Raw genomic sequence first — 17,747 nt, forward strand, 5'->3', positions numbered from 1 at the left:
GTACGGGATCCACCCTAGCCACGCCGGAGGGAACGCTCCCAGGAATCTCCGACCGTCCGGTCCTCAGGGGGCGGTGGGTCCGATGCCGACGGGCCTGCTGCTGGGATCGTCCTGCAGCCAGGCCCCCAGCTCCCGGGGGCGCACGTCGAACTCGTGGAGCCGGTCGATCGGCAGCCACACCGATCCCACCTGGCCGGGATCGGGATCGGTGCCCAGCCCCGGCTCCTCCCCCTCCGCGAGGCCGCACCAGTAGGCGACGTTGACCTGGTGGAACGGCGGGATCGGGGCGCCGTCGACGAGCCGCCGGCCCAGCTGCACCTCGTACACGCAGGCCACCTGGAAGACGTCGACGTCGGCGCCGATCTCCTCGCGGCACTCGCGCCGCAGCGCCTGCTCCTGGGTCTCGCCGTGCTCCTGGCCGCCGCCGGGCGGCCCGTACAGCTCCTCGCCGTCGGTGGTGAGGACCTGGTTCATGAGGACGTGGCCGTCGCGGACCACGAGCGCCTTCACGCCCAGTCGCGGTGAGCTCATGCGTCCTCCTCCCCGGCGAGCAGGCGCGAGGCGCGCCCGGCGAGATCGGTGTCGTCGGCCGCGTCGAGCAGCCGGGTCACCTGCGCCTCGTCCCGCAGCACCGCCATGAGGTGCTGGAGGGCGCGCAGGTGGGCGCGGGCGTCGGTGAGCAGCGGCATGGCGATCAGCCGCACCGGCAGGCGGCGCACCTGCCCGTCCTCGTCCGTGCCGCCGCCCATCTCGCCGAAGCCGACGGGCTCGGCGAGGGTCGCGATCGCGAGGCCGGGCCGATGCACGAACTCCGGGTCGGCGTGCGGGATGGCGGTGGGCAGCGGGGTGGGCAGGCCCGTGGGGTAGCTGCGCTCCCGCTCGAGCAGCGCGGCGGGGAAGCCCTCGGCGACGGAGCCTTCGTCCAGCAGGTGCGCGGCGAGGGTGCGCAGGGCGTCCTCGGCGTCCGCGGCGCGCAGGCCGCTGAGCGCGAGGACGATGTCGATCTCCCCCTCGGGCACGGGGGGTTCCGGTCGCGGTTCGGTGGGCGGCATCGCTCTCCCTCGTCTGGCCTCGGGCGGTGCCCTGATTCTGGCACCATCGGCGCCGCGACGGGGAGCCCTGCGTACGCTGGGCCCGTCCCCGCCGCGCCGATCCCCTGGAGCCTCGATGCCCGCGCCCCGTGACACCGCCGTCGTCGTCCGGGCGGCGCGCCTCTACTACGAGCTGGGCCGCTCGCAGACGGAGGTCGCGGAGGAGCTGGGGCTGTCCCGCTCGAACGTCTCCCGCATCCTCACGCAGGCCCGGGACCGCGGGATCGTCGAGATCACGATCCACGACCCGGACGGCCCGCCCCGCCGCGACGAGACGCTCGAGGCGGCGCTGCGCTCCGCGTTCTCCCTGCGGGAGGTGCACGTGGTCTCCGCGCCCCGCACCCCCGGGATCGACGCCGTGGCACGCGAGGGCGCGGCGCTGCTCTCCCGGCGCGCGCCGCAGGTGGGGAGTATCGGCGTCTCCTGGGGGCAGACGGTCCAGAGCGTCGTCGCGGCGCTCGAGTCGCTGCACCTGCGGCCGGCCCCGCGGGTGCTGCCGCTCGTGGGCGGGCACAGCGCCCTGGACCAGCTCGACGCGGGCGAGTCGGTGCTGCGCACGCTCGCCTCGCGGCTCGGCGCCCGCGCGGAGACGCTCTACGCCCCGGCGGTGCTCGAATCCGCGACGGCGGTCGCGACGCTGCGCGGGGAGTCGAGCATCGGCTCGGTGCTCGAGGCGGCCGCGCAGGTGGAGCTCGCCCTCGTGGGCATCGGCTCCGCGGGCGTGCACTCCTCCCCGCACATCGTGGAGCTCATGCGCCTGGACGCCGCGGAGCGCGAGCGGTTCCTCGCCCAGCGCCCTGCGGGGGACGTGTGCGGGCGCTTCGTGGACGGCGACGGCGTGCCGCTCGGCGCGCCCACGGATCAGCGGGTGCTCGCGGTGACCTTCTCCGAGCTGCTGCGGGTCCCCGAGGTGCTCGGGGTCGCGGCGGGCGCGGAGAAGGCCCCGGGCGTCATCGGCGTGCTGCGCTCGGGCGCGATCCACACGCTCGTGGTGGACACGGACCTCGCCCGGGCGATGCTCGAGCGGGCCTGATCTCCTCCTCTTCCGCGCTCAGGCGCGCCCGGCGATCGCGTCGCCGAGGCGGGCGGTGAGCGCGGCGTCCACGGGCAGGTCCACCCCGTCGAGCTGCCGGATCGGCGCGGCCAGACGGCCCGAGGAGAGCAGCCAGGCGGCGTCGGCCTCCCGCACCTGCTCGATGGTCAGCAGCTCCTCGCCGCACTCGGCACCCTCGGCCCGCAGCAGTGCGAACGCGCTGGCCACGCTCGTGCCGGGCAGCACGCCCGCGTCCACGGGGGTCGTCACCCAGCGGTCACCGAGTCGCACGAGCAGGGTCGACGTCGGCCCCTCGAGGGCGTAGCCCTCGGAGGAGACGAAGAGGACCTCCTCCGCGCCGCGCCGCTGGGCCTCGCGCAGCACGGCCATGTTCACGGCGTAGCTGAGGGTCTTGGCGCCCGCGAGCAGCCAGGGGCTCGACGCCGGCGCGGTGGTGGGCAGTCCGCGGTCCAGGGAGACGACGCTCAGCCCGGCGCGGGCGGGGGCGTAGTCGTCCGCGACGCGGGCGTGGATCCAGCAGCTGGGCACGCCGCTGCCCTCGACGCCGCGGGTGAGCGAGAGGCGCACGGTCAGCTCGGGCACCGGCGGGTGGGCGGCGACGGCCGCCTCGAGCGCGGCGCGGAGCACGTCGTGGTCGGGGCCCGCCAGGTCGATCATGGCGGCGCTGCGGGTGAGGCGGTCCAGGTGGGGGCCGACGTTCGCGAGCGTGCCGTCGAAGGCGCCGAGGGTCTCGAAGACCCCGTCGCCGCGGGTCGCGACGAAGTCGGTGACGAGGAGCTGCGCAGCCGACGGGTCCGCCTCGCGGAAGTCCGGTGCGCCGCCTGCGGCGGGACCGTAGGCGCCCTCGACGAGGATCAGCACCGGGGCGGGTGCGGCGCCCTCGGGGCGGGCCTGGTCGGTGCCGGGCTGGGCGGCGGTCGTGGACGTCATCGGTTCCTCCTGTCGGCGCGGCCGCGGGGGTGCGCGCGGCCGGGTCCAGGGTAGACCCGGCCCGGCAGGCTCAGGAGCGGCCGATCTCCGCCCCGGCACCGCCGGCCCGGGAGCTGCCCGGCCCCATGGCCTCACCCATCATCTGCAGGATCCGCTCGAGCAGGCTCATGCCGCCCTCCTCGGTCCGGACTCCGACGTGGGAGGCGACGCTGCCGCCGCTCTGGCCGGCGCCCTCGGCGGTCCCGCCGCCGGTGCCGCCCGATGCGCCACCGCCGGACCCGCTGCCCGAGCCGCCACCATCGGCACCGCTGTCGCCCGCGCCTCCGGAGCCGGAGCCGCCACCGGACCCGCCGCCGCCGCCCGAGCCGGAGCCCCCACCGGAACCGCCGGAGGAGCCGGAGCCCCCGCCCGAGGCGCCGGATCCCTCGGACCCCGCACCCTCCTGCGAGGGCGAACCGGCGGACCCCTCCGCCGCGCCACCGCCCGCGGAGCCTGTGCCGCCGCCGGCGCCGAGCTCGTCGCCGATGCCCAGGGCGTCCCCGACCCCGAGCCCGGCCCCGAGGTCACTGCCGAGCCCGCCGCCCGCACCGGAGAGGAGCTGCGCGAGCCCCATGCCGGCGCCCACGCCCGCGAGGAAGCTCTCGAGGTCCAGGCCCTCACCGCCCGCGCCGCCCATGCCCCCGCCGAGCATGTCGCTCAGTGCGGAGCCGATGAGCCCGCCGAGCAGCCCCGCGAGCAGGCCTGACTGCCCCTCCGGGGTGTCCAGGAGTTCGCCGAGCGCCTGCTGGAGCGGGCTGCCGCGGTCGCCGAGCAGCGCGTCGAGGATCGCCGCGGGGTCGCCCGAGGCGAGGGCCTCGGAGAACGCGGCGAACGCGTCGCCGTCGGCCCCGGAGCCCCCACCGGATCCGCCGGACGCGCCGCCGTCACCGGAGCCGGCTCCCGCGCCGCCACCGGCACCGGAACCCCCGCCGGCACTCGATCCCGCACCGCCGCCGCCCGACCCGGAGCCCCCGCCCGGGGCGTCCGGCGCCGAGGTGGCATCCTGCTCCTCCGCGTGGTGCAGCAGGCGACGGGCGTGCAGGCGCAGCTCGACCGCGCTGTCCTCGAGGCCCGCGCGCACGCTCCCGCTCCAGCGCGCGCGGAAGCGGTCCGCGTCCTCACCCGTCCACTCGGTCCCGTCGATCGCGGAGCGCAGCTGCGCGTACAGGCCGTCGATCTCGTCGGCCCGGCGCGAGACCGTCGCACCGAAGGCGCGCAGCGCCTCCGTGTCCGCCCCGATGAAGGTGCTCATCCGTCCTCTTCCCCTGCCTCGGCCCTGGTCGTCCCCCGGTCCCGCTCACCGTAGCGGCGGTCCCCCGCCCCCGGCGATGGGGAGCACTCCCCATCGACGGGGCGCGCTGAGCACCGGCACGGCCACCCCCTCCCGGGGCATACAGTGGTCGGTCGTGACCTCCCCCAGCACGCCATGGACGCCGTGATGACGACAGAGCCACCCGCCGCCGAACGGCCCGCATCCCACCACCACGTGCCTCGATGGGCCCTGCCCGCCGCCGTCGCCGGCGGTGTGCTCGGCGCGATCCAGTCCCGGGTGAACGCGGATCTCGCCGCCGCCCTCGACGACGGCTTCGTCGCGGCGGCGATCTCCTTCGGCTCGGGGCTCGTGCTGATCCTAGTGCTGCTCGTGTTCCTCCCGCGCGTGCGCACGCTCGCCCGGGCCTTCGTGGGTGACCTGCGCAGCGGCGCCTTCCCCTGGTACCTCGCGCTCGGCGGGCTGGGCGGTGCGAGCTTCGTGCTGGGCCAGGGCCTCACGGTGGGCCTGGTGGGCGTGGCCCTGTTCATCGTGTGCGTCGTCGCGGGGCAGACGGCCACCGGGCTCGTCGTGGACCGCACGGGCCTGGGCCCCGGCGGGGTGCGGCACCTGACGCTTACCCGGCTCGTGGGCGCCCTGCTCATGGTCGCCTCGGTGGCCCTGGCGATGTCCGGCGGGATCGCGACCGACGCGCCCTGGTACCTGCTCGCCCTGCCGATGGTCGCGGGCGTCGCGGTGGGCCTCCAGCAGGGGGTCAACGGCCGGGTGTCCCAGCACAGCGGCCACTTCATGGTCGCGACGCTCGGCAACTTCGTCGTCGGCACCACGGCGCTGGTCATCGCCGCGCTCGTGCACGTGGCGGTCGTGGGGGCGCCGCAGCCGCCGCCCGCGAACCCGCTGCTCTACATCGGCGGGGCGCTGGGCGTCGCCTTCATCGCCCTCGCGGCGCATCTCGCGGGTCCGCTCGGCGTGCTGACCCTCGCGATGTCCACGATCGCGGGGCAGATCATCGGCTCCGTCGTGATCGACGCGATCGCCGCGCCGGGCCATCTGACGCCGTTCACGATCGCGGGCACGGTGCTCACGCTCGTCGCCGCCGGGGTCACGGCCTCGCGGCCCCGGCGGGTCTGACGGGCGCCTCCCGGCCGACCGTCCTGCTCAGTCGGGGACGACGGCGAGCACGCGACCGCCCGCACGCCAGGCGACGTGCCAGTCCAGCGGGTCCCCGGGCAGCTCCGCGTCGATGACGGCGACGCGAGCTCCGAGCGGGGCGCCGCGCAGGTCCGCGACGGCGGTCGCGCCCTCGGGCAGCGTGGGCAGGGGGCCGGCGCCGGCGTCGGCGGCCGCCACGATCGGCAGCTCGCGGGCGGCGAGCGCGGCCTCCCGCTCCGGGTCGTCCTCCGCGCCGAGGCCGAGGACGTCGGCGAGCAGGTGCTGCTCGAGCAGCTCGCCGAGCACCTCCGCGCGCAGGGTGTCCTTGCCGGCGGCGTCCTCCCCGTGCAGCTCCACCACGCGCGCGTCGAGCTGCGCGAGGGCGGCCTCGAGCGCGTCGGCCACCTGGGTCATCCAGCCGGCGAGGTCCTCCGCGGCGAGGGTCAGGGCGAGGTCCTCGCCGATCCCGTGCACCGCACCGGGGGTCCCGGCGTCGTCGAGGGTGAGCACCACGGCCACGTCCTCCCCCTCGTACAGGGGGTAGTAGGTGGTGTGCTCGCCGAGCAGCGTGTACGGGCCCACGTCCACGCGCTCCTCGACGAGGAGGTCGAGCACACGCAACCCGCCGGCCTCGATGCCGCCGATCTCGTCGACGATCTGCTCGAGCGCGGGCGGCGGATCCGCGGCGACCTCCTCCTCGCCGGTCGCGAGGCCCGGCAGGAGGGTGACGTCCTGCGCGTGGGAGGTCGCGGTCGAGCTGAGGCGGTCCACGATCGGGCGCAGGTCCCTGATGGGCAGGACGGCGGCGGGGGCGGGCCAGGACAGGTGCGAGGGGACGGGCGCGGTCATGCGCTCATCGTGGCACAGCCGCCCCCGCGATCACCCTGCCGGGAGGGCCTGTCCGCGCAGGGCTCACTCCTCGGGGTCGAGGCGGTGCGCGCCGGGCCCGGGCCGGGTGACGAGCGTCGTGGCGCGGGCACCGGCCTCGGGGAACTCCTCGCGGTACGCGGCGAGCCACCGCCGCGCGAACTGCTCGGCGGACTCCTCAGCGGATTCCTCCGCCTGCGCGCCGTCCGCCCCGTCGGCTCCGTCGGCCCCGGCGGCCCCGTCGGGCGCCTCCGGACGGCCGACGAGGGCCCACACGCTGCCGCCGAAGCCGGCGCCGAAGGCGCTCGCGGCGTGCGCGCCGAGCTCCCGGGCGAGCCGCTGCAGGCGCACCGTCTCGGGGATCTGGTTGCCGAGGCCCGTCTCCGCACCCGCCTGGGACTCGTCCACGAGCGAGCCGAGCTCCTCGAGGTCGCCGTCCTCGAGGGCGAGCGCGGCGGCGGGCACGATCCGCTCCGACTCGGCGACGAACTGCTCGAGCCGGCCGGTGAGCGGGCTGTCCTCCCCCACGAGCTCCCGCAGCCGGGAGAGCGCCGCCGGGCCCGTCGCGAGGGCATCGGCGAGGGTGCTCTCGGTGCGGCCGGTCGCCTGCTGCCAGCGGGTGACGATCTCGCGGGCGGCGAGGGAGATGCGGTTGTAGTCCGCGAGGGCGGCGCCCGTCTTCTCCGCGTCGACGCCGCTCACGGCGACCACGAGGGACAGCCCCGCGGGGAGCGCCACCTCCCGCTCGCGCCGCACGGGGCAGAAGGAGTACTGCACGAGCGCCCCCTCGACGCCGCACAGGATCGCCGTGTGGTCCTCGCTGCCGCCGAAGGTGCCCACCCCGTGGTCCCCCGCGAGGGAGCCGAAGCTCTGCCCGTTCTCCACGCAGCCCAGGTACTCGCCGAGCTGCTCGTCGGTCGTGATCTCGGTGGTGAAGGGCGGCTCGTCGGCGACGCCCGCGAGGTCGAGCAGGGCGAGGGCGAGGCCCACCACGAGCGCGGAGGAGCTGGACATGCCCGCGGCGAGCGGGAGCGTCGAGGTCACGTGCACCTCGGCGCCGCGCAGGCGGCCCGGGAAGTTCGTCTCGAGGCGCTCGACGACGGTGCGCACGTACCCGCCCCAATGCCCGGGCGGGGAGGGATGGCGGGCGGGGGCGTCGAGATCCACGACGACGGGATCGCCCGCGAGCGCGCTGGTCACGTGCAGCTCGCGGTCGGTGCGCTCGACGGCGCGCACGGTGTGGCCGAGGTCGACGGCGGCGAGCAGGGAGCGGCCGCCCGCGTAGTCGGTGTGCTTGCCGAGCACCTCGATGCGGCCGGGCACGAACCAGGTCGCGGTGCGGGGGCTGGACCAGTCCGCGTGGGTGGGCTCCTCCGCCTCGCGGCGCAGCTGCTCGAGGACCGTGCTCACAGGGACACCTCCACGCCCTCGAGCGCGCGGGCCACGGCGGAGACGTCGGCCCGGGAGGAGAGGTCGAGCACGCCGGCCTCGACGGGGACGACGGTGAACGGCTCCCCCTCGCTGATGAGCAGGCGCACGGCGTCGAGGATCTCGAGCTCGCCGCGCACGGAGGGCTCGATGCGGGTGCAGGCCTCGAAGATCGCGGCGGTGAACAGCCACGCGTTCATCGAGATCGGGCAGTCCCGGCCGAGGTTCTCGAGGGTCTCCTCGTCCGGCTTCTCGATGATGTTGCGCAGCTGCCGGTGCTCGTCCACGGCGGCGACGGCGAAGGCGCTGATCCGGTCCTCGGCGATGTTGGAGCCGGCGACGAGGGCGTCCCGGTCGAAGCCGACGAGCCCGGCGCCCTGCACGGCGACGAGCGCCTCGAGCGCCTCGCGCGGGTAGAAGTTGTCCGAGTTCAGCACGACGATCCGCTCGTCGCCCGCGAAGTCCGCGGCGGCGGCGACGGCGTCGGCCGTGCCGCGCGGCTCCTCCTGGACGGCGGTGGTGACGGTGAGGCGGCCGCCGCTGCGGGAGGCGGCGTACTCGCGCAGCACGTCGTGCTCGGGGCCGATCACGAGGCACACCTCGGTGATGCCGACGTCCGCGAGGGTGGACAGCACGTAGTCCAGGAACGGCCGGCCCACGTCGATCAGGGCCTTCACCCCGCTCGCGGCGACGCTCGCCTGCGCCTCGTCGAGATCGGCGTCCGCGTCCTCGCGGCGCATGCGGGTGCCGAGCCCCCGCGCGAGGATCACGGCGCGGCGGACGGTGTCGTTGTCTTCGGTGTCGTGGCTCACCCCGCCGAGTCTACGGAGCGCCCCGGCCGCGGGAGAGCTCCCGCCACCCCGCCGGCAGCGCCGCCGGGCGACCGTCCCGTCCGGAGGACGCCTAGGCTCGGGGCGACCGGAAGCATCAGATTCCAGGAGGCCGGGAATGAGCACGGAGCAGGCGTCGACGAGCACTCGCCGGTGGATCGGGCAGGCCGTCACCTCGCTGCTCCTCGCGGGAGGCGTGCTCATGCCGTACGCGCCGTGGCTGATCCCGAACGGCGTGGCGCGGGTGGTCGTCATGGTGGCGCTGCTCGCGGCGGGGCTGCTGGTCTACGGGATCGCGATCCGGCGGGCGGATCTGCCGCGGGCGGGCGCCGCCCCCACGCCCGTCGCCTCGCGGATGATCCTCGTGGGGGTCATCGGTCTGGCGGTGCTCTCCGCGCTCGTGATCGAGAGCATCCACGCGCCGCTGTGGTTCCCGCTGCTGATCGTCGTGGCGGCGCTGCTGCTCCTCGCCTTCCGGCTCGACGCCCGCCCGCGCGAGCCCTCCCGGCGCTGAGCCCGGGCGCTCACGCCGCGGGGGCCTCCACGGGCCGCGGCTCGCGGGCGCAGAGCGCGGTGACCACGGCGGCGGCGACGGCGAGCACCCCGTAGCCGATGACGATCTGCTCCACCCCGTACCAGCGGGTGAGCTGGCCCGAGATCAGGCTCGCGGCCATCGCGCCGCTGTAGGAGAGCAGGTAGACGGCGGCCATGGTGGGGGCGGTCTCCGCGGGGGTCGCGGTGGAGAGCACGGAGCGCACGCTCGCGCTCATCGCCATGCCCTGGCCTGCGCCCGCGACGACGCTCGCCGCGATGAACAGGACCACGCTGTCGAGGGCGAGCGCGGTGAGCACGCCGAGCACTCCGATCGCGAAGACGGTCATGCCGGTGCGCTGCGCGGTCGCGGCGCGCATCCGCCCGCCGATCGGCGCGCCGAGCACGCTCGGCAGCATGTAGGCGGAGAACACGACCGCGAAGACGACGGCGTCGTCGGTGCCGAGGCCGTCGGCGACGACCGACGGGCCGAAGGCCTGGTAGAAGGAGCCCATCGCCCAGGTGGAGACGACGACCGCGGCGAGCGCCGGCAGCAGCGGGCGGGCGGCGGCGGGCACGGCGACCCGGGGTCGGAGGGAGGCGAGGGCGCCGCGCAGGCGCGGGCCGGTCTCCGGGGCGATCGCGAGCGCGATCAGGCACAGCGTCATCGCGCCCGCGCCCACGAGGAACACGGTCGTGGTGGGGCGCGGGCCGTGCTCGACGATCAGCCCGGAGCCGAGCGCCCCGAGGGTGAGCCCGACCATCGGGGACTGCGATGTGATCATCGTGGCGAGCCAGGCGGGGCGGCGGGGTGCGGCGTCGACCACGTAGCTCATGACGGCGCTGCTCGCGATCCCGCAGCCGAGGCCCGAGAGGAAGCGGCCCAGGGCGAGCGGGGCGAGGGAGTCCACGCGGAGCATGACCAGCGCCCCGGCGAGCAGCAGCGCGGCGGCGGCGAGGGCGAGCGGGCGGCGGCCCAGGTGGGTGGAGAGCCGGCCCAGCACGAGCAGCGCGAGGATCGTCCCGGCGAAGTAGGCGACCGTGGCGAGGGAGAAGTCCCCGTCGGTGAGGCCGTCGGCCCGGCGGTAGGTCGTGAACAGCGGCACCGGTGAGGAGGAGACCGCGAAGGCGAGCACGAGGGTGAGGGTCGCGGCGACGAGGGCGCGCGGGGAGGCGCGGTGCTCCGTCCCGGGAACGGTGGCGGTGACGGGCTGCGCGGGGGCGGCGGGCATGGGGCTCCAGGGGGGTCGAGCAGGGTGGGTTCTCGCGGTGACGCGGGACGGGCGGGGCCGACGGGCCCGCGTCACCGTCCAGGATCCTCCGTCACAACGGCGCGAGGGAGTGTCCGCCGGTACCCCTCAGCGGTCCCTGCTCGCCGGCTCAGCCGCCCGGGGCGATCCGCTCCCGCAGCGCGGCGACGTCGGCCACGTCGATCTTCCCGTCGCGGGAGTCCGCGATCAGCTCGCGGGCGGCGGGCACGGAGTCCCAGGTGTTCCACAGCAGCACGCCGACGATCCGGCCGTCCTCGACGTGGTGGACGACGGCGGCGCCGCCCTCCTCGTCCCACAGCTCGACGTTCTCGCCGCGGCCGTCGAGCCGGCCCACGGCCTCGTAGCCGTCGTCGAAGAGGTCGGAGTAGAACAGCGGCGTGTACGCGTACTCGGCGTCCCCGCCCGCCATGGCCGTCCCGGCGGCGGTCCCGGAGGCCTCGGCGTGGTCGATGTGCTCGACGTGGCGGGCGCCCAGCAGGGGGTCCTCGAAGCGGATGACGTCCCCGGCGGCGTGGATGTGCGGGGCGGAGGTGCGCAGGTGGGGGTCGACGACGATCGCGCCCTGATCGTCGAGCTCGAGGCCGGCGTCCCGGGCGAGCTCGGTGCGCAGGCGGGCACCGAGGGCGAGCACGGCGACCTCCGCGGTGAGGGTGCGGCCGTCCTCGCCGCTCAGCGTGAGGCGCTCCCCCGCCTCGAGGCCGGCGAGGCGGAAGCCCTTCTCGAGCCGCACACCGTGGCCGCCGTACACGCGCCCGAGGTGCGCGGTGATCGAGGGCGGGAAGAGGCTCTCACCGATCGCCTGCCCGGAGATCACGAGGGTGACGGAGGCGCCCGCGACGCTGAGCCCGGCGGCGATCTCGGTACCGAGGTAGCCGCCGCCCACGACGACCACCTCGGTGCCCTCGCCCACGAGCTCGCGCAGGCGGCGGTAGTCGGCGACCTCGCGGAGGGTCACGATCCGCGGGTCCTCCGGGGCGCCGTCGAGGGCCCGCGCGGCGGACCCGGTCGCGAGCAGCAGCTCCCCGTAGCCGACGCTCTCCCCCGTGCTCAGGGTGACGGTGCGCGCCTGCGGGTCGATCGCGGTGACCTCGGTGCCGGTGAGCAGGGTCGCGCCGGTGTCATCGGCGGTGCCGAGGTCCTGCGAGGCGGGGTCCGGGTCCTCTCCCGTCCAGAGGTCCTTCGTGAGGGCGGGCCGGTACACGGGGCCGTCCTCCGCGGCGGAGACGAGCAGGATGCTCGCCCCTTCCTGCTGCTCGCGGATCGCGCGGGCGGCCTTGTCCGCGGCGATGCCGCCTCCGACGACGACGTGGTCGTAGCTGCTCTGCAGGGCGGGCGATGACGAGGTCATGGTGGCTCCTTCGCGAGGCGGACGCCGCCACCCTAGCCCTCGCCCAGCACCGCCGCGAGGGCACCGACCGCCTGCTCCGCCTGCGCGGCGGTGAGGTCCCCGGGGAGGGTGAGCCGCACGGCGGTCTGCGCGGCCTCCCGGTCGATGCCGAGGGCGGTGAGCACGTGCGAGGGCTCGTCGCTGCCGGCGGCGCACGCGGAACCGGAGGAGGCGACGACGCCGCGCCGCTCGAGGTCCAGCAGCACGGACTCGCCGCTGCGGCCGGGGACCAGGAAGGAGGCGTGACCCGGCAGGCGCGCCTCACGTGGCCCCGTGAGCACGGCCCCCGCGCGCTCGGCGGCCTCGAGCAGCAGGTCCCGCAGCGGCGCGATCCGCGCGGCCTTCTCCTCCCGCTCGGCCTCCGCGAGCTCGAGGGCGACGGCGAGCGCCACCGCGAAGGCGACGTTCTCCGTGCCGGAGCGTCGACCACCCTCCTGCCCGCCGCCGTGGACGAGCGGCTCGATCGGCAGGCGGCCGCGGATCATCGCGAGGCCGGTCCCCTTCGGGGCGCCGATCTTGTGGCCCGCGAGGGTGAGGGCGTCCGCACCGAGCCCGCGCAGGTCGATCCACCCGGCGGCCTGCACCGCGTCGGTGTGGAACAGCGCGCCCGCGTCGTGGGCGACCGCGGCCAGCGCCGCGACATCGGAGACAGCACCGATCTCGTTGTTCGCGGCGGCGAGGGAGACGAGCGTCGTGTCCTCCCGCAGCGCGTCCCCGAGTGCGGCGGGGGTGATGACGCCGTCGGTCCCGGGGTCCACGACGGTCACCGAGAAGCCGTGCACGCGGCGCAGGAAGTCGACCGACTCGAGCACCGCCTCGTGCTCGAGGGGGGACGTGACCAGATGCTTCCCGCGCGGGGAGGCCAGTGCCAGGCCCTTGATCGCGAGGTTCGCGGCCTCGGTCCCGCCCGCGGTGAACACGATGTCGCTGCGGCGCGCGCCGAGCACGGCCGCGGCCCGGCGGCGGGCGTCCTCGAGCCCCGCGGCGGCGGCCTCCCCCACCGCGTGATGGCTCGAGGGGTTGCCGAAGGTGCCGGTCAGGTACGGCCAGGCCGCCTCGAGGGCCTCCCGCCGCACGGGCAGCGTCGCGGCGGCGTCGAGGTAGATCACGCGCGGCTCCCGCTCACGCGGAGACGGCCATGTCGAGCCCCAGGTCGAGACTGCGCACGGAGTGGGTGAGCGCGCCGGAGGAGATCATGTCGACGCCGGTGCGGGCGACCTCCGCGACGGTCTCCTCGGTGATCGTGCCGCTCGCCTCGACGATCGCGCGACCGGCGACCTGCTCGACGCCGCGGCGCAGGTCCTCGAGGGAGAAGTTGTCGAGCATGATGACGTCCACGCCGCCCGCGAGCACCGGCTCGATCTGGTCGAGGCGGTCCACCTCGACCTCGATGCGGGTCATGTGGCCCAGCTGCTCGCGCGCCCGGAGGATCGCGGCGGTGAGGTCGATGCCCTGCTCGCGGAGCACGGCGAGGTGGTTGTCCTTCGCCATGACGGCGTCGGAGAGGGAGAAGCGGTGGTTGACGCCGCCGCCGCAGCGCACGGCGTGGCGCTCGAGGGCGCGCAGGCCGGGCGTGGTCTTGCGGGTGTCGGTGATGCGGGCGCCCGTGCCCGCGACCGCGTCCACGAGCACGCGGGTGCGGGTCGCGATCCCGGAGAGCCGCTGGACGAGGTTCAGCGCGACCCGCTCCGCCTGCACGACGGCCCGGGCGGGGCCGGTGATGTCGGCGAGCACCGTGCCGGCGGGGAAGCGGTCGCCGTCGGCCGCCCGAGGCGTGACCTGCACGGTTCCGTCGGTGAGGCGGAAGGCGGCCTCGAGCACGTCGATCCCGGCGAGCACGCCGTCCTCCCGCGCCACGAGCTGCGCGGCGGCTCTCGCGCCGGCGGGCAGGAACACCTGACCGGTGAGGTCGCCCCAGGGGGCGTCCTCGGCGAGGGCGGCGGTGACGACGGGGTCGATCTGGGCGCGGGTGAGCATCAGCGGGTCTCCAGGGGGTGCAGGGAGGCGGGAGCGGCGGACGTGCCGGCGGGGCCGACGGTCGCGGCCTCGCAGGGGTCGTCGAGGCGGTGATGGGCGCCCACGGAGCGCGGCCGGGCGAGCGCCGCGGCGACGAGCAGGCGGCCCAGTTCGAGGAGGTTGCGGTCCTCGAGCGCGTTGATCGTGCGGGGCGCGGGGGCCTGCCAGCCCTCGAGCACCGCGGCGGCCTCCCGGAGCTGCTCACCGCTGCGCAGCAGGCCCGCACGGGACCACATCAGCTGCTGGAGATCGGCACGGGTCCAGGTCACGGGGCCCCCGGCACCAGCGGCAGCGGCAGCGGGGCCCGACCCGGCCCCGTCGTCCGCGGCCTCCGCCACGGCGACGGCGGCGGCGTCCTCCGCGGCGGCGACCCCGGCGCGCGCGCCGAGCACGGCACCCTCGAGCAGGGAGTTGGAGGCGAGGCGGTTCGCGCCGTGCACGCCGGTGCGGGCGCACTCCCCTGCGGCGAGCAGCCCCGGCAGGCTCGTGCGGCCGTCGAGGTCCGTGCGGATCCCGCCCATCCAGTAGTGGGCGGCGGGGGTGACGGGGATCGGCGAGCGCCCCCAGTCCAGGCCCGCGGCGCGCACAGCGGCGTCGATCGTCGGGAACCGCTCGCGCAGCCGGTCCCCGCCGATCCCTGTCGCGTCGAGCCGCACGGGCAGCCCGCCCTGGGCGGCCATGGTGCGCGCGATCGCGCGGGCGACGACGTCCCGCGGGGCGAGCTCGGCGCGCGGATCGACGGCGGGCAGGAAGCGTCGGCCGTCGGCGTCGCGCAGCACCGCGCCCTCCCCGCGCACGGCCTCGGAGACGAGGAAGCCGCCGGGCACGGCGAGCGAGGTGGGGTGGAACTGGTAGAGCTCGAGATCCGCGAGGGCCGCGCCCGCGCGGGCCGCTGCCGCGACCCCGTCACCGGTCGCGACCTGCGGGTTCGTGGTGTGGGCGAAGAGCTGGCCGGCGCCGCCGGTCGCGAGCAGCACCGCTCCGGCGCGCACCAGTACCGAGCGTCCGTCGGCCCCGAGGAGCCGCGCCCCGCGCACGCGCCCGTCGTGGACGACCAGGTCCGCCAGCGCGGTGCGCTCGAGCACGCGGATCCCGCGCTCGCGCACGGAGGCGACGAGCGCGAGCTCGATCGCGCGGCCGGTCGCGTCACCCCCGGCGTGGAGGATCCTCGGGCGACCGTGGGCGCCCTCGAGGCCGAGCGCGGGGGCGCCGTCCTCGTCCCGGTCGAAGACGACGCCGCGCTCCACGAGGCGGGCGATCGCGGCGGGCCCCTCCTCGCAGAGCAGGCGCACGGCCGCCTCCTCGGCGAGGCCGGCCCCGGCGGCGAGCGTGTCCCGGGCGTGGTCGGCGGCGGTGTCCCCGGGGCCGACGGCCGCGGCGATCCCGCCCTGAGCGTGGAGGGTCGCGCCCGCGGCGAGCGCGCCCTTGGTCACGAGCAGCACGTCCGCGTCCCCGTCGATCTCGAGGGCAGCGGTGAGCCCGGCGATCCCGGAGCCGACGATCAGCACCTCGGCGCGCAGGACGTCGGCGTGCGGCGCCCCGCGGGTCGTCACCGGGCGCTCCCGGCGAGCGGCGCGGGCTTCGCGGCGAGCATCCGCTCGAGGGCCACGCGGGCGGGCTCGGCGACGTGCGGGGAGACGCTCACCTGGTTGACGACCTCGCCGCGCAGCAGCGCCTCGAGCGTCCAGGCGAGGTAGCCGGGGTGGATGCGGTACATCGTCGAGCACGGGCACACCACGGGGTCCAGGCAGAAGATCTCGTGCTGCGGGTGCTGGGCTGCGAGCCGCTGGACGAGGTTGATCTCGGTGCCGATCGCGAAGGTCGTCGGCTCCGTCGCGCCCTCGATCGCGCGGCGGATGACGTCCGTCGAGCCGGCCTCGTCGGCCGCGTCGACGACCTCCATCGGGCACTCGGGGTGGACGATGACGCGCACGTCCGGGTGCTCGGCGCGGGCCTTGTCGATCTGGGCGACGGTGAAGCGCTTGTGGACGGAGCAGAAGCCGTGCCAGAGCAGCACCCTCGCGTCGCGCACGGTCTGCTCGTCGTTGCCGCCGAGCGGCCGGCGCGGGTTCCACATGGCCATCTCGTCGAGGCCGGTCCCCATGGCCTTCGCGGTGTTGCGGCCCAGGTGCTGGTCCGGCAGGAAGAGCACGCGGCGGCCCCGCTCGAAGGCCCAGGCGAGCACGGTGGAGGCGTTCGAGGAGGTGCAGACGATGCCGCCGTGGCGGCCCACGAAGCCCTTGATCGCGGCGGAGGAGTTCATGTACGTCACCGGGATGACGGGAGCCAGAGCGTCGCCGTCGGCGCCCTCGTCCTCGAGCACCTCCATGAGCTGCTCCCAGCACTCCTCGACCTGGTCGATGTCCGCCATGTCCGCCATCGAGCAGCCGGCGGCGAGGTTCGGGAGGATCACGGCCTGCTCGGGGGTGGAGAGGAGGTCCGCGGTCTCCGCCATGAAGTGCACGCCGCAGAAGATGATCGCCTCCGCCTCGGTGCGGGCCTTCGCCGCGGTCGCGAGCTGGAAGGAGTCGCCCACGTAGTCGGCGTACTGCACGACCTCGTCGCGCTGGTAGAAGTGGCCGAGCACGACGACGCGGTCGCCGAGCTCCGCCTTCGCCGCGCGGATCCGACGGTCGAGCTCCTCGGCGCCCGCCTCGCGGTACTCGGCGGGGATCTCGCCCTGACGCGGGGCGACGGCGGGGATCGCATCGGCCATCGAGGCGCCGGGACCGTAGCCGGGGTCCTCGCGGTCCACGTCCCAGGGGGCGTCGAGCAGGCGGGTGGAGCAGGAGCTGCCGGCGGCGGCGCCGGCGGAGATGTCGCGCAGCGTGAGCTCGACCGAGGCGGTGGTGGTCATCGGTGGCCTCCGTGGTTCAGGGGTGGTGGGACGGCGGGTCAGGCCCGGGTGAGCGGGCCGTTGTCGGCGAGGTGGATGGACTCGTCGTGGCGGAACAGCCGGGCGGGGCGGTGCCGCCCGCCGGTGCGGAACTCGTCGGTCGGGACGAGCCGGCCCGACGCCTCCATCTGGCGCCGGAAGTTCGCGGGGTCGAGCGGTCGCTGCAGCACGGCCTCGTGGACGCCGCGCAGCTCGGCGAGGGTGAAGGTCTCCCCGAGGAAGGCGGCAGCGATGCGGGAGTACTCGAGCTTGTTGCGCAGGCGCCACAGGGCGTACTCGACGATGAGGTTGTGGTCGAAGGCGAGCTCGGGCAGCTCGTCGGCGAGGAACCACTGGACGTTGACCCCGGCCACGCCCGCGTCGGCCTCCTCCGGGCGCACCATCGCCCAGTAGACGATCGAGACGGTGCGCTCGGCGGCGCTCGGGGCGCGGTCCGGGCCGCCGAAGGCGTAGAGCTGCTCGAGGTAGCGCGGGCGCAGCCGGGTGGTCTCCCCGAGGGTGCGGCTCGCGGCGGCGCCGAGCCCTTCGCTGGCCCCGAGCGGGCCCCCGGGGAGCGCCCATCGCCCCTGGTGAGGGGCGCGGATGCGGCGCACGAGCGGGAGGTGCACGGCGAGGCGGCGCGTGGTGGGGTGCGGGCGCAGCGCGAAGATGACCGTGGAGACGGCGAGCGCGACGCGCTGCTGCTCGTCCGGGGTCGCGGGATCGCTCATGGCCGTCCACCTCCTGTTAAAGTCACCGGCACCTTTACGTGTGGCGAGGAGCTTAGGCTCAGGCGGACCAGAAGCCGGAGGGATGACCCAGATCTCGTGATCCGGATCACAGCTCCGATGACTCGAACTCCCCGGACCGACGGCGCCCCGACCCGCCCGCTCCCCTCGCCGCCCGCGGCGTGTGAGGCCCGTCGCCCCGCACCCCATCCGCCGTCTGACCTCCCTAGGCTCGGTGGGGCCGTCCGCCCCGGGGCCCGAAGGCCCGCGCACGGCAG

17 protein-coding genes are annotated in these 17,747 nt (G+C 76.0%); 3 read left to right on the forward strand and 14 right to left on the reverse strand.

Annotation, left to right across the window (positions count from 1 at the left end):
* Nucleotides 1-63: 63 nt before the first annotated feature.
* Both C1N80_RS01220 and C1N80_RS01225 read right to left on the reverse strand, forming a co-directional pair.
* Nucleotides 64-531 carry an NUDIX domain-containing protein gene (locus tag C1N80_RS01220; protein WP_137769099.1) on the reverse strand — a complete coding sequence of 156 codons (468 nt, stop codon included), beginning with the start codon at nt 529-531 and terminating at the stop codon, nt 64-66.
* On the reverse strand, nt 528-1,019 hold the full coding sequence (locus C1N80_RS01225) for a PTS sugar transporter subunit IIA (protein WP_240811188.1): 492 nt from the start codon (nt 1,017-1,019) through the stop codon (nt 528-530). Before C1N80_RS01225 ends, C1N80_RS01220 begins: the two co-directional genes overlap by 4 nt.
* A gap of 148 nt (nt 1,020-1,167) precedes the next feature.
* Here C1N80_RS01225 and C1N80_RS01230 point away from each other — a divergent pair, with 148 nt between their 5' ends.
* Entirely contained in the window at nt 1,168-2,124 is a 957-nt protein-coding gene (locus C1N80_RS01230; protein ID WP_240811189.1) for a sugar-binding transcriptional regulator, read from the forward strand.
* 18 nt (nt 2,125-2,142) lie between these two features.
* On the opposite strand, the gene C1N80_RS01235 is transcribed toward C1N80_RS01230, so the two are convergent.
* Both C1N80_RS01235 and C1N80_RS01240 read right to left on the reverse strand, forming a co-directional pair.
* Complete coding sequence (locus tag C1N80_RS01235) at nt 2,143-3,075, reverse strand: aminotransferase class IV (protein ID WP_137769102.1); 933 nt, start codon at nt 3,073-3,075, stop codon at nt 2,143-2,145.
* 70 nt (nt 3,076-3,145) lie between these two features.
* Nucleotides 3,146-4,366 carry a WXG100 family type VII secretion target gene (locus C1N80_RS01240; protein ID WP_137769103.1) on the reverse strand — a complete coding sequence of 407 codons (1,221 nt, stop codon included), beginning with the start codon at nt 4,364-4,366 and terminating at the stop codon, nt 3,146-3,148.
* A 186-nt stretch (nt 4,367-4,552) separates the two neighbouring features.
* Here C1N80_RS01240 and C1N80_RS01245 point away from each other — a divergent pair, with 186 nt between their 5' ends.
* The gene (locus C1N80_RS01245; RefSeq protein WP_240811190.1) at nt 4,553-5,515 is read left to right on the forward strand and encodes a DMT family transporter; all 963 of its coding nucleotides are present in this window, start codon (nt 4,553-4,555) and stop codon (nt 5,513-5,515) included.
* Nucleotides 5,516-5,542: 27 nt separating this feature from the next.
* On the opposite strand, the gene C1N80_RS01250 is transcribed toward C1N80_RS01245, so the two are convergent.
* The 3 genes from C1N80_RS01250 to C1N80_RS01260 form a co-directional block, all read right to left on the reverse strand.
* Nucleotides 5,543-6,385 carry a hypothetical protein gene (locus tag C1N80_RS01250; RefSeq protein ID WP_137769104.1) on the reverse strand — a complete coding sequence of 281 codons (843 nt, stop codon included), beginning with the start codon at nt 6,383-6,385 and terminating at the stop codon, nt 5,543-5,545.
* A gap of 63 nt (nt 6,386-6,448) precedes the next feature.
* Nucleotides 6,449-7,813 (reverse strand): galactokinase family protein, encoded by a 1,365-nt coding sequence (locus C1N80_RS01255; protein ID WP_205750659.1) that lies wholly within the window; start codon nt 7,811-7,813, stop codon nt 6,449-6,451.
* Complete coding sequence (locus C1N80_RS01260; protein ID WP_240811191.1) at nt 7,810-8,643, reverse strand: sugar phosphate nucleotidyltransferase; 834 nt, start codon at nt 8,641-8,643, stop codon at nt 7,810-7,812. Before C1N80_RS01260 ends, C1N80_RS01255 begins: the two co-directional genes overlap by 4 nt.
* A 136-nt stretch (nt 8,644-8,779) precedes the next feature.
* Between C1N80_RS01260 and C1N80_RS01265 the strand changes: the two genes are divergently transcribed.
* The gene (locus C1N80_RS01265; protein ID WP_168197973.1) at nt 8,780-9,175 is read left to right on the forward strand and encodes a hypothetical protein; all 396 of its coding nucleotides are present in this window, start codon (nt 8,780-8,782) and stop codon (nt 9,173-9,175) included.
* A 10-nt stretch (nt 9,176-9,185) separates the two neighbouring features.
* On the opposite strand, the gene C1N80_RS01270 is transcribed toward C1N80_RS01265, so the two are convergent.
* From C1N80_RS01270 to C1N80_RS01300, 7 genes are all read right to left on the reverse strand, one after another.
* On the reverse strand, nt 9,186-10,424 hold the full coding sequence (locus C1N80_RS01270; protein WP_137769107.1) for an MFS transporter: 1,239 nt from the start codon (nt 10,422-10,424) through the stop codon (nt 9,186-9,188).
* A 148-nt stretch (nt 10,425-10,572) separates the two neighbouring features.
* Nucleotides 10,573-11,811 carry an NAD(P)/FAD-dependent oxidoreductase gene (locus C1N80_RS01275; protein ID WP_137769108.1) on the reverse strand — a complete coding sequence of 413 codons (1,239 nt, stop codon included), beginning with the start codon at nt 11,809-11,811 and terminating at the stop codon, nt 10,573-10,575.
* A 32-nt stretch (nt 11,812-11,843) separates the two neighbouring features.
* A complete protein-coding gene (locus C1N80_RS01280; protein ID WP_137769109.1) occupies nt 11,844-12,959 on the reverse strand; it encodes a cysteine desulfurase family protein in 1,116 nt (371 codons plus the stop codon).
* Nucleotides 12,960-12,972: 13 nt separating this feature from the next.
* Nucleotides 12,973-13,827 (reverse strand): carboxylating nicotinate-nucleotide diphosphorylase, encoded by an 855-nt coding sequence (gene nadC / locus C1N80_RS01285; protein ID WP_137769110.1) that lies wholly within the window; start codon nt 13,825-13,827, stop codon nt 12,973-12,975.
* A complete protein-coding gene (gene nadB, locus C1N80_RS01290) occupies nt 13,827-15,419 on the reverse strand; it encodes an L-aspartate oxidase (protein WP_240811192.1) in 1,593 nt (530 codons plus the stop codon). The genes nadC and nadB overlap by 1 nt, the downstream gene beginning before the upstream one ends.
* Nucleotides 15,416-16,723, reverse strand: a complete 1,308-nt coding sequence (gene nadA / locus C1N80_RS01295; protein ID WP_137769111.1) for a quinolinate synthase NadA — start codon at nt 16,721-16,723, stop codon at nt 15,416-15,418. The genes nadB and nadA overlap by 4 nt, the downstream gene beginning before the upstream one ends.
* 38 nt (nt 16,724-16,761) lie before the next feature.
* Nucleotides 16,762-17,472 carry an NUDIX domain-containing protein gene (locus C1N80_RS01300; RefSeq protein ID WP_137769112.1) on the reverse strand — a complete coding sequence of 237 codons (711 nt, stop codon included), beginning with the start codon at nt 17,470-17,472 and terminating at the stop codon, nt 16,762-16,764.
* Between the last annotated feature and the right edge of the window lie 275 nt (nt 17,473-17,747).

The sequence above is a fragment of the Brachybacterium sp. SGAir0954 genome (assembly GCF_005490785.1).
Lineage (GTDB): Bacteria > Actinomycetota > Actinomycetes > Actinomycetales > Dermabacteraceae > Brachybacterium > Brachybacterium rhamnosum.